Below are 10,855 nucleotides of genomic sequence, written 5' to 3' on the forward strand. Positions count from 1 at the left end.
TCATCACTCCTCCTTGCCGCCGCCGAGGGCCACGACCCGCTTGGCCTCCTCGATCGCGAACTCGAATCCGGCGTCCGGGTCGCGCAACAACCGTTCCGTGGCGAGCGCGTGCGCGCGCACGCGCGGGTCGAGATCCGTCATCGCGGCGCGCAGCCTGGGCACGATCACCTCGCCGAGCGCCGCGAGCGCCCGGCTGAGGCTCAGCTGCGTCTCCCGTTCCCCGCGCCCGAACTGGGTCGACAGCACCTCGGCCAACTCGGGCTCCGCACCGTCGGGCACGAGCACGACCGCCGCCCGCCAGGCGCTCCGCGCCACCTCGTCGTCGGGGTCGGTCAGAAGCGCCCGGGTGATCGCCGGCCACGCCGTCCGATCTCCGATCTTGGACAGCGTGTGCAGTGCCTGGCTTCGCGCCTGGGCGCGCTCCGATCGGAGTTCCCGGAGCAGCTTCGGGACCGTCGTCGCCGCTGAGTGGCGGGTGAGTGCCCACGTCAGCATATCGCGGACGTGGAATTCGGGTTCGATCGCGCACCGCTCGACGAGCTTGTCGACGAACCTCGGGTCGGGGGTCGTGCCGACCGCCATCGCCGCCCGCAGCCGCACTGACGAGCGGCTGTCCTCCAACCCCTGGAAAGCCTTCTGCGTGGTCATCGGAGCCCACCTCCTCGGCCACAGTGAAGACCTTGTCACCGTGTCAAGGTCAAGCCGCCGCGAGGGGCGGGTGAACGAGATGCGTAACCGGCTCGGAATGTCGTGTGCTTCGGGCTGATCGTGGGTGGCGGGGTTCTCGTACTATGACTTCGTGCACGGCCTTCTTCGCTCCGTGTGGTCCGAGCCCCGCTCCCCCGACGCGCCTCGGCGGGTGTGGCGAGACTGGGTGCTCGTGGGGGTGCTGCTGCCGGTCGCGTTGCTCGACGGAGTCGTACGGCCGGACCTGCCCCTACGGGTTGTCTCGGTGAGCCTCGCCGTCGGGCTGGTGCCCACCTTGCTGTGGCGCCGCACCCGGCCGCTGCTGATGGTCGTGATCGCGTTCGGCGTGTCGGGTGTGGTCCAGGCGCTGGCGGGCGGCGACTCGCCCGAGTCCCCCACCATGGTCTATCTGCTTCTCCTGCCGTACGCGCTGTTCCGATGGGGGTCCGGGCGGGAGGCGGTCATCGGGTCGGCGATCATCCTGGGCAAGACCGTGTTCTCCACGGTTGTGGACTATCCCGGCCCCGCCGACACCGCCGCCGCCTTCGCCGTCGTGTGCTCGGTGATCGCCGCAGGAGCGGCGTTCCGGTACCGGACGAGGGCACGGACGCGGGAGCTCGACCAGGTCAAACTGCTCGAACGGGAGCAACTGGCCCGCGACCTGCATGACACCGTCGCCCATCACGTCTCGGCGATGGCGATCCGGGCGCAGGCGGGCTTGGCCACGGCGGCGTCGCGACCGGCCGCCGCCATCGAGGCGTTGGAGCTGATCGAGGCCGAGGCGGCCCAGGCGCTCGCCGAGATGCGGGCCATGGTGCACGTCCTCCGCCGGACTGCGCCCGCGGACCTGGCTCCCGGGCGGAGCATCGCCGATCTCCCCCAGCTCGAAAGCCCGGGACAGTCCGGTCCGTCCGTCCACGTGGAGATCGAGGGCGACACCGCCGGCCTCCCGCCGTCCGTCGAGGCCGCGATCTGCCGCCTCGCCCAGGAGTCGGTCACCAACGCCCGGCGCCACGCGCGGCACGCCAGCCGGGTCCGGGTCCGGGTCAGCGCGGACGACACGTCGGTCCGTTTGTCCGTGAGTGATGACGGCGATCCCGTCCGCCCCAACGGGACACCCGGTTACGGGATCATCGGCATGATCGAACGGGCCGATCTCCTCGGCGGGACCTGCGTGGCGGGCCCCGATCCCGGCCGGGGATGGAGTGTCACCGCCGTGCTGCCGCGTACCGGAGTGGCCCGATGAGCGTCCGGGTGCTGGTCGCCGACGACCAGGAGATCGTCCGCACCGGACTGGTGATGATCCTCGACGCGCAGCCGGACATCGAGGTGGTCGGCGATGCCGCCGACGGGCGGCGCGCAGTCGAACTCGCCCGGCGGCTGCGACCGGATGTGTGCCTGTTCGACATCCGGATGCCCGTCCTCAACGGCATCGAGGCGACCCGGATGCTCGCCGGGCCCACCGTCGAGAACCCGCTCGCGGTCGTGGTCATCACCACCTTCGACCTCGACGAGTACGTCTACGCGGCACTGCGCGCGGGAGCCCGGGGGTTCCTGCTGAAGAACGCCGGCGCCGCGTTGCTCTCCCAGGCCGTTCACACTGCGGCGGCCGGGGACGCCCTCATCGCGCCGAGCGTCACCGCCCGCCTGCTCACCGCCTTCGCGCACGCCGGGCCTGCCGCACCGCCGGTCCGTCCCATCGAGGCGCTCACCGAGCGTGAGGAGCAGATTCTCCTCACGGTGGCCCGGGGGCGTACGAACAGTGAGATCGCCGATGAACTTCACATCTCGCTCAGCACCGTCAAGACCCACATCGCCAGCCTGATGGCCAAGCTCGGCGCCCGGAACCGGGTGGAGATCGCCATGTGGGCGTACGAGACCCATCGCGTCAGGACCTAGGTCTGCGGATGATCCACTCGGCCACGGCGAGGTTGATGACCCATCCGGGGGCCACGAGCAGGGCTCTGGGGGTCTCGTCGAGGGGGCCGACAAGGAGCATCCAGGGGAGCTGGGTGAACGCCTGGGTACCTGCGGCCACGCCGATCGCGTAGGCGCGCATCGTCCAGGCACGGTGGCGGCGGAAATCTCGCCGCCGGACGGCGGCGAAGCCGAGCACGAGGGAGGCCGCCATCGCCGTGCCGAACCGGTCATGAGGGGATCGTGGCTGCTTCGCCCATGCCCGCTCATCGCTCGAACGGCCCGAATCAGCTCAGCCGATCATCCGGGGATCAGGCGTACTTTCGGCTGATCCGCTGGTCTGGCCGCGTTTCTTAACCTTCAGGCCACCATGTCGACTCGCATGAGGAGCTGGCGATGAAGGCGTTCGTCTCACGCTCGTACGGACCACCCGAGGTTCTGACGCTCACCGAGATCCCCGTCCCCGTTCCTCGCGACGACGAGGTCCTGATCCGGGTGCGGGCCTGCTCGGTCAATCCGTACGACTGGCACAACATGCGCGGCGAGCCGTACCTGGCCCGGCTGCTGCCCGGCGGCCTCGCCCTCCGCACCCCCAAGGTCACCGTCCTGGGCGCGGACGTCTCCGGCCGGGTCGAGGCCGTCGGCGGAGATGTCACGGAGTTCCGTCCTGGCGACGACGTCTTCGCCGTCATCGACGGCGGCGGCTTCGCCGAATACGTCTGCGTCCGCGAATCCCGCCTCGCCCCGAAGCCGGAGAACCTCTCGTACGAGGAGGCCGCCTCGGTTCCCATGGCGGCCAACACCGCCCTCCTCGCCCTGCGCGACGAGGGGCAGATCCTGCCCGGCCAGCGTGTTCTCGTCAACGGCGCGTCCGGCGGGGTCGGCACGTTCGCCGTGCAACTCGCCCGCGCCCTCGGCGCCGAGGTCACCGGCGTCTGCAGCGCCCGGAACGTGGACCTGGTCCATTCCCTCGGCGCGGCCAAGGTCATCGACTACACCACCCAGGACTTCACCCGTGAGACCCGGCGCTACGACCTGTTCGTGGACATCGCCGGAAGCCGGCCGGTCTCCGTCGCCCGCCGTACGCTCCGTCCCAAGGGGGCCTACGTGGTGGTCGGCGGCCCGCCCGGTCGCTGGATACAGCCCATGGGCCGGGTACTGTCCGCCCTGGCGGTCTCCCGCTTCGCCGGCCATCGGATCTCGGTGGCCGACGCCCTCGCGTGCCCCGATCCCAAAGCGAACCTGCGGACGCTGAGCGGGTTCCTGAACGACGAACGCGTTGTCCCGATCATCGACCGCACCTACCCTTTCGCGGAGATTCCCCGGGCGATCGCCTACCTGGAAGGGGGCCACGTCCCCGGCAAGGTCGTCATCTCCGTCTGAGCTGCCGCTTCGGAGGTCAGGCCCGCTTGGGCAACTGCTGCGTCGCGCAGTGGATGCCGCCGCCGCCCTCGCCGAGGGTGTCGACGGACACCTGGACGACCTCGCGCCCGGGGTAGAGGTCGCGGACGATGGCGACGGCGTCCCTGTCGGCCTTCTTGTCGCCGAACCGGGGCAGGAGGACTCCGCCGTTGACCACGTAGTAGTTGACGTAGGTGGCCAGGAAGCCCTCGCCCCGGCGGCCGACGTCGACGGGTTCCGGCAACTCGACCAGGTCGAGCCGCTTGCCCCGGGCGTCCACGGCGGTGTCCAGGACCTTTCGCGCCTGATCGTGGGCGGCGGTCCAGACGTCCTGCGGAGCGTCCTCGGGCGGAGTGCTGATCACCACGACGCCCGGCTCGCTGAAGCGGGCCAGTGCGTCGATGTGGTAGTCGGTGATGTCCTTGCCCTTGACGCCCTTGACCCAGATGAACGTGGTCGCGCCGACGGTCTCCCGGAGGGCGCGCTCGATGTCGGCGCGGGTCTTGCCGGGATTGCGGTTGTCGTTGATCAGGGAACTCTCGGTGGCCATCAGCGTGCCCACGCCGTCCACCTCCAGGGAGCCGCCTTCGGCGACGATCGGCGCCTGGATCCTGGGGATGCGTTCCATGGTCAGGATCTCACGGGCGACGTTCTCGTCACGCGAGTGCGCCTGCTTGCCGCCCCAGCCGTTGAAATTGAAGTCGACTCCCGCGATCTTCTGGCCGTCGAGCACGAAGGCAGGCCCGGTGTCGCGCATCCACAGGTCGTCCACGGGGACCGGGACGACGTCGACCTGGGAGCCGCAGGCCCGCCGCGCGGCTTTGACGTCCCCGGGGTTGGCGAGCAGCACCACCGGCTCGAAGTCCGCGACCGCGCGGGCGATGCCGGCGATGTCGCGGCGCACTCCGGCGGTGTCCGACTCCCAGACCAGCGCGGTCGGCCACGACATGAGGGTCAGCCGGTGGGGGTGGGTCTCCTCCGGCATCAGCCACCGGGCTTCCTTCGTGGCCTCGGCGGTCGACACGCTGGTGCGCTCCGGGGATGTGCCGCAGGCGCCCAGCGCGCTGCCGACGGCGGCCATGACGGCCGACTGGATCGTCCGACGTCGCGAAATCCGCATGGTGAACTCCCTGACTGAAATTTTCGTCAGGATCGAGCTTAGCCCACTGACCTGGGTATCCAGGACAACCGATTGCTAAAGTACGGGCTTGACTGAAGTTCCAGTCAAACCACCCGACCCCCCGTGACGCGAGGTGCCATGTCGTCCAACCGCCAGCAGGTGATCCTGGAAGCGGCCGTACGAGTCATCGCCGCCAGCGGCGTGCGGGGCCTGCGGGTGGAGCAGCTGTCCGCCGAGGCCGGGGTGTCCACCGCGTTGATCTACTACCACTTCGGCGACCGCGCCGGCCTCATGCGCAGGACACTGGAGTTCGTCAGCGAGCGGGCCGACCGCTACACCGACGAGGCGCTGGAGGTCGGAAAGGACCCTCGGGAGCGGCTCGAACTCCTCCTGCTGCTGGAACTGCAGGACCTTCCGGAAGTCCGGGAGAACAGCGTGGCCTGGGGAGAACTGCGGGCCAGCGCGGTCTTCGACCCCGACCTGCGCGAGCCGCTGAGCGCCTCGACGCAGCGCTGGATCGACGACCTCGCCGACCTGGTACGGCAGGCGCAGGCGGCCGGGCTGGCCGACGCCGAGGCCCACCCCGTCGATGTCGCCGAACGGCTCAGCGCCCTGGTCGAAGGAGTGAGCGAACGCTGGCTCAGCGGCTCGATGAGTCTGGGACGTGCCCGCGAACTGGTGTCGGGGGCGTTGGTCGCCGAACTCGGCGCACCCCGGCCGCTCCGCTCACCCGCGTAGTCGCGCGTTGAGCCGTGCGGCCTGTCGCGTGAGATGGTCGCGTTCGGGCAGGTTGGGCGCCGATCGGGCGGCCTCGGCGTACAGGCGTGCCGCGGTGACCGGATCGCCGTCACGCTCGTGCAGGTAGGCCGCGGCGGCCGTGTGGCGCGGAAGGGCGGGGTCGAGCTCCGCCAAGGCGGCCAGACCCGCCCTCGGGCCGTCGGCCTCGCCGAGCGCGACGGCCCGGTTGAGACGGGCCACCGGGTTGCCGGTGAGGCGCACCACTTCGTCGTACCACTCGACGATCTGCACCCAGTCGGTCTCCTCGGCCGTCCGGGCGTCGGCGTGGAGCGCCGCGACGGCCGCCTGGGCCTGGTACTCGCCCAGGCGGTCGCGGGCCAGGGCCGTCTGGAGGACCTCAACGCCCTCGGCGATCAGGCGGGTGTCCCACCGGCCTCGGTCCTGCTCGGCGAGCGGCACCAGCCTGCCGCCCGAGCCGGTCCGGGCCGGGCGCCGCGCGTGATGGAGCAGCATGAGCGCGAGCAGGCCCGCGACCTCCTCGTGGCTGGTCTTGGCGGCCAACTCGCGCGTCAGCCGGATCGCCTCGTGGGCCAGATCGACGTCGCCGGAGTACCCCTCGTTGAAGATCAGATAGAGCACCCGCAGCACGGTGGCCACGTCACCGGGCCGGTCGAGACGGACGGACGAGACGGTTCGCTTGGCCCTGCTGATGCGCTGGGCCATGGTCGCCTCCGGCACGAGGTAGGCCCGGGCGATCTGCCGCGTGGTCAGGCCGCCGACCGCGCGCAGCGTCAGCGCGACGGCCGAGGCCGGCGTCAGCGACGGGTGGGCGCACAGGAAGAACAACCGCAGCGTGTCGTCCGCCTCCTCGCCGGGGCCGGGCACCGGCTCGCCCTCGACGAGCACCTCGCGGTGCCGCCGGGCGGCGTGGGCGCGGGCGGCGTCGAGGAACTTGCGCCAGGCCACGGTGACCAGCCAGCCCTTGGGATCCCTCGGCGGGTCCTCCCGCCACCCGCGCACGGCCTCGACCAGAGCGTCCTGCACGGCGTCCTCGGCCCCCGCGAAGTCCGCTCCCCTGCGGACGAGGACCCCGATCACCTCAGGGGTGAGGGTTCGCAGCAACGCCTCGTCCACCGCGTGTCACTCCGTGATGGTCGGGGGCGCGGCCAGGAACGGGCGCACCTCAAGCCACTCGTGGATCGGCTTGCCACCCGCACCCGGAGCCGCGGACAACTCGCCCGCCAGCTCCAGCGCCCGCTCATGGGTCTCGACGTCGATCACCATCCAGCCGGCGATCAGGTCCTTCGTCTCCGCGAACGGACCGTCGGTGACCGGCGGCCGGCCCTCACCGTCGAAGCGGACGAACATGCCCTCCGGGGAGAGCGCCTGGCTGTCGACGAACTCGCCGCTGTCCTCCAGCCGGGCGGCGAAATCCCGCATGTACTGCACGTGGGCCGAGATCTCCGCCGGCGTCCACTGGTCCATCGGCACGTCGTTGACCGCTGCGGGCGCGCCTCGATAGTGCTTCAGAAGCAGGTACTTGGCCATGGTGTTCTCCTTGTGCCGTACGACCCATTGTGGCCGTGTCCGCTGCGGGGACGGAGCCGCGCCCCGATTCTCGACATACCCCCGCGAAGTTTTCCGGCGAAATCTCCAGGACGGCCGCGCTGGGCCCACGAGCTCGACCTTCTGGCGGGCGGCCTCCTCGCTCGTCGTGGCCCGCCCGTCCTCGTCGTGGCCCGCTCGTCGGATCGCCGCGCCGTCCGGGAGCGGGAGGTCCACTCGCTCACCGCCGCGCGGCGGTGGGTGTGGACGCGGAGGGTGCCGTCATGTCCAGCAGCAGCGCCGCGTCGTGGTCGGGGGTGCCGGGGTCGGTGAGATAGACGCCGAGCCGCCGGCCGGGGGTGCCTTCCAGGTCCATGGACTGGGTCTGGAAGGTGACGGTGCCGACGACGGGATGATGGAAGGTCTTGAGAGAGGGCTTGAGGCCGGTGACCTCGTAACGTTCCCAAAGCCGGGCGAAGTCAGGACTTTTCAGGAGAAGTTCGCCGACCAGGCCGCTCAGGTCGGGGGCGTCGGGGGCGATCCCGGCCTGGGCGCGCAGCCGGGCGACGCAGCCTCGGACCTGGACGTCCCAGTCAGGGAACAGGGTGCGGGCGGCCGGGTGCAGAAACAGGTAGCGGGCCAGGTTGCGCTGGGTTGCGGGCCAGTCCTCCAGTCCGGCGAACAGGGCCAGGGCCCCGGGGTTGCCGGCCAGGACGTCCATGCTGCGGCTGATGATGTAGGCCGGGTGGGGCCGCAGGGTCTGCACCAGCAGGGCCAGATGAGGACGCACGGTACGGCTGGGCGGCGGCGGAGGCTCGGGGGCGTAGCGCGCGGCGAGGGCCGCCAGTTCGCGCAGGTGCCGGTACTCGCGCTCGTCCAGCCGCAGGGCGCGGGCCAGGGCGTCGATGACGGCGGGGCTGGGGCGGGTCTCCTTGCCGCGTTCCAGGCGCACGTAGTAGTCGATGCTGATCCCGGCCAGGGTGGCCAGTTCCTCACGACGCAGTCCCGGCGTGCGCCGCCGTCCGACGCCGACCGGCAGCCCGACCTGTTCAGGCCGGGTCTGAGTACGGCGGGCGCGCAGGAAACGGCCCAGTTCCGGGCCGGTGGGGTCGGAGAGGTGCGCAGATGCCATGCCCCCAGTGTCCCTTGAACGAGCGTTCGCTGAGGGGCCCTGGCATTACCCCTGAACCGCTCGGCCTGTCACCGGCTGAGTCCGCGCGGCAGGGTGAAGACCGGCCGTTCGCCCTGGTCGAGGAAACCTCAGGAGGAAATCGTGCATGTGCGGACACTCGGTCGTGATCTGCGGGTCTCGGCCGTCGGATTGGGCGTGATGGGGATGTCGCAGGGTTACGGCCCCAATCCCGGTGACCGTACCGACATGGTCGGCGTGGTGCGTGGCGCGGTGGAACTCGGGGTCACCTTCTTCGACACCGCCGAGGTGTACGGACCCTATGTCAACGAGGAGCTCCTGGGCGAGGCGCTGGCCCCGGTCCGGGAGCAGGTGACGATCGCCACCAAGTTCGGCTTCCGCATCGAGAACGGGGCGGTCGCGGGGCTCGACAGCCGCCCCGAGCACATCCGCGCCGTCGCCGACGCCTCGCTGCGGCGGCTCGGGGTCGACCGGATCGACCTGTTCTACCAGCACCGCGTCGACCCTCAGGTGCCCATCGAGGAGGTCGCGGGCACCGTCGGCGAACTCGTCGCCGCCGGCAAGGTCGGCCACTTCGGGCTGTCGGAGGCGAGCGCGTCCACCATCGGCCGCGCGCACGCGGTCCACCCGGTCACCGCCGTCCAGAGCGAGTACTCGCTCTGGACCCGCGACCCCGAGACCGACGTACTGCCCACGTGCGCGGCGCTGGGCATCGGGTTCGTGCCCTTCAGCCCGCTCGGCAAGGGGTTCCTGACCGGATCGGTGGACGCTGCCACGTCCTTCGCCGACGGCGACATCCGCGCCACCATCCCCCGCTTCACCGCCGGCAACCGTACGGCCAACCAGGCATTGGTGGACCACATCGCCGCGCTGGCGCACACCAGGAACGCCACCCCGGGGCAGGTCGCGCTCGCCTGGCTACTGGCCCAGCACCCCCGGATCGTCCCGATCCCCGGCACCCGCCGCCTGAGCCGCGTGCGGGAGAACACCGCCGCCACCCGGCTCGCACTCTCGGCCGACGACCTGACCGACCTCGACCACCTGGCCGAACGGATCGGCGTCCAGGGAGAGCGCTACAACCAGCACCACCTGTCACTGCTCGACCGATGATCCGCCCGCCCTCGCCGGAGGGCGGCACATGGGTTCCGACGGCCACGATGGGTTCAGCCAAGTTGGAAGCCCTCGCAGGTCGGCGCTCGCCCATTGGGTCGGCCGACGCAGTCGGCGCGCGGCGGCACTGGACGTCTTGCTCCTCGCGCAAGACGCTCCCACGCGCGTCGGTCAGGTGTCCTTCCAGGGTTCCGAGAAGCTGTTCCGCAGCCACCGGACCGGCTGCGCAATATCGCGCCGTTATTCCAGTACAGGAATATTCTCGTCTTTGGGTTGACCACATAAGATCCTGCTCCTACGGTCAAGAAGGCACGTATCCGACTCAACGACGGGAGGGGATTCGATGACCGAAAAGCCCGAATGGATTCGACTCACCGGCAACGGCTCGGACGACTGCGACGACAACGACTGTCCTAACGTCTACCGAACCGAGAGGGGGACATTCATCGTCCAGGGAGCAGGATTCACGCAGCTAAAAGTTCCGGCGGGAGAACTCGCGGTCGAGATTCCAGAGCGCACGCTCCGGGAGGCTTTTCGTGCTCTTGGATGGTGACGCCTGGCAGTCTCTCTTCGACTCGTTCAAACATGACGCCTTCCGGCTGGAGACTCAGCCTACTTACACTATGCCCGCCGAAGCAGAGCGGATCGCCCGTTTCCGTCGCGGCGAGCCCAGGCCCGCAGATCATAATGCAGCATGGCGGAAGCGTGTGGCGGGCTACGTGCGAGCAGGTAGGACCATCGGACGCGTCCGCGTGATACGGCATCCACTCACCGAGTACCAGCAGTATCAGTTCGCCTGGAGTATCCCGGGCAACATCGAGGCGGGAGAACACATCCGCGTTCTCGACATCACCGATCGCGACCTCGGCATTCCACTCGACCGGGACTGGTGGATGCTCGACGGTTCGGCTGTCGTACATCTGAACTTCAGATCCGACGGCACCCAGATCAATCGAGAGCTCATCGAAACCGATGTCGAGCCGTATCACGAATGGAAAAGGATCGCCATGGAGGCCGCCATCCCATTCGAGCAATACTTGAAAGAACACAGGTGACGCTAGATCTCGACCAGTTAGGGCGATCAAAGCAAGAACTGGCGACGGCGCTTAAGAGCCTCCGTCGACAAGCCGGACTCACGGGAGTCCGGCTTGCGCGGCTGTGCAACATGTCGCAAAGCAAGATCAGCA

13 protein-coding genes are annotated in these 10,855 nt (G+C 69.9%); 7 read left to right on the forward strand and 6 right to left on the reverse strand.

Annotated elements, in window-relative coordinates; all coding sequences use genetic code 11:
* Positions 1 to 3: 3 nt before the first annotated feature.
* Positions 4 to 648 carry a HEAT repeat domain-containing protein gene (locus ABD120_RS20570; protein ID WP_343951567.1) on the reverse strand — a complete coding sequence of 215 codons (645 nt, stop codon included), beginning with the start codon at positions 646 to 648 and terminating at the stop codon, positions 4 to 6.
* 151 nt (positions 649 to 799) lie between these two features.
* Between ABD120_RS20570 and ABD120_RS20575 the strand changes: the two genes are divergently transcribed.
* Positions 800 to 1,933 carry a sensor histidine kinase gene (locus tag ABD120_RS20575; protein WP_343951568.1) on the forward strand — a complete coding sequence of 378 codons (1,134 nt, stop codon included), beginning with the start codon at positions 800 to 802 and terminating at the stop codon, positions 1,931 to 1,933.
* Positions 1,930 to 2,586: a response regulator gene (locus tag ABD120_RS20580; protein WP_343951569.1), complete on the forward strand. Its 657-nt coding sequence runs from the start codon at positions 1,930 to 1,932 to the stop codon at positions 2,584 to 2,586. The genes ABD120_RS20575 and ABD120_RS20580 overlap by 4 nt, the downstream gene beginning before the upstream one ends.
* Here ABD120_RS20580 and ABD120_RS20585 read toward each other — a convergent pair.
* Positions 2,576 to 2,818, reverse strand: coding sequence for a DUF2306 domain-containing protein (locus ABD120_RS20585; RefSeq protein ID WP_343951570.1), 243 nt, complete (start codon positions 2,816 to 2,818; stop codon positions 2,576 to 2,578). The two genes, ABD120_RS20580 and ABD120_RS20585, sit on opposite strands and share 11 nt — an antisense overlap.
* 182 nt (positions 2,819 to 3,000) lie before the next feature.
* Here ABD120_RS20585 and ABD120_RS20590 point away from each other — a divergent pair, with 182 nt between their 5' ends.
* Entirely contained in the window at positions 3,001 to 3,987 is a 987-nt protein-coding gene (locus ABD120_RS20590; protein WP_343951571.1) for an NAD(P)-dependent alcohol dehydrogenase, read from the forward strand.
* A 16-nt stretch (positions 3,988 to 4,003) separates the two neighbouring features.
* On the opposite strand, the gene ABD120_RS20595 is transcribed toward ABD120_RS20590, so the two are convergent.
* Positions 4,004 to 5,125, reverse strand: coding sequence for an agmatine deiminase family protein (locus ABD120_RS20595; protein WP_343951572.1), 1,122 nt, complete (start codon positions 5,123 to 5,125; stop codon positions 4,004 to 4,006).
* 138 nt (positions 5,126 to 5,263) lie between these two features.
* Here ABD120_RS20595 and ABD120_RS20600 point away from each other — a divergent pair, with 138 nt between their 5' ends.
* Positions 5,264 to 5,863 (forward strand): TetR/AcrR family transcriptional regulator, encoded by a 600-nt coding sequence (locus ABD120_RS20600; protein WP_343951573.1) that lies wholly within the window; start codon positions 5,264 to 5,266, stop codon positions 5,861 to 5,863.
* On the opposite strand, the gene ABD120_RS20605 is transcribed toward ABD120_RS20600, so the two are convergent.
* The 3 genes from ABD120_RS20605 to ABD120_RS20615 form a co-directional block, all read right to left on the reverse strand.
* Complete coding sequence (locus ABD120_RS20605) at positions 5,852 to 6,997, reverse strand: RNA polymerase sigma factor (RefSeq protein WP_343951574.1); 1,146 nt, start codon at positions 6,995 to 6,997, stop codon at positions 5,852 to 5,854. The two genes, ABD120_RS20600 and ABD120_RS20605, sit on opposite strands and share 12 nt — an antisense overlap.
* Before the next feature lie 6 nt (positions 6,998 to 7,003).
* Positions 7,004 to 7,411: a YciI family protein gene (locus ABD120_RS20610; RefSeq protein WP_343951575.1), complete on the reverse strand. Its 408-nt coding sequence runs from the start codon at positions 7,409 to 7,411 to the stop codon at positions 7,004 to 7,006.
* Positions 7,412 to 7,649: 238 nt separating this feature from the next.
* Positions 7,650 to 8,540, reverse strand: coding sequence for a helix-turn-helix transcriptional regulator (locus ABD120_RS20615; protein ID WP_343951576.1), 891 nt, complete (start codon positions 8,538 to 8,540; stop codon positions 7,650 to 7,652).
* Between the two features lie 141 nt (positions 8,541 to 8,681).
* Here ABD120_RS20615 and ABD120_RS20620 point away from each other — a divergent pair, with 141 nt between their 5' ends.
* The 3 genes from ABD120_RS20620 (at position 8,682) to ABD120_RS20630 (ending at position 10,723) form a co-directional block, all read left to right on the forward strand.
* Positions 8,682 to 9,668: an aldo/keto reductase gene (locus tag ABD120_RS20620; protein WP_343951577.1), complete on the forward strand. Its 987-nt coding sequence runs from the start codon at positions 8,682 to 8,684 to the stop codon at positions 9,666 to 9,668.
* 343 nt (positions 9,669 to 10,011) lie between these two features.
* Positions 10,012 to 10,221 (forward strand): hypothetical protein, encoded by a 210-nt coding sequence (locus ABD120_RS20625; RefSeq protein ID WP_343951578.1) that lies wholly within the window; start codon positions 10,012 to 10,014, stop codon positions 10,219 to 10,221.
* Entirely contained in the window at positions 10,205 to 10,723 is a 519-nt protein-coding gene (locus ABD120_RS20630; protein WP_343951579.1) for a DUF6879 family protein, read from the forward strand. The genes ABD120_RS20625 and ABD120_RS20630 overlap by 17 nt, the downstream gene beginning before the upstream one ends.
* The last annotated feature ends 132 nt before the right edge of the window (positions 10,724 to 10,855 follow it).

The sequence above is a fragment of the Nonomuraea longicatena genome (assembly GCF_039525605.1).
Classification (GTDB): domain Bacteria; phylum Actinomycetota; class Actinomycetes; order Streptosporangiales; family Streptosporangiaceae; genus Nonomuraea; species Nonomuraea longicatena.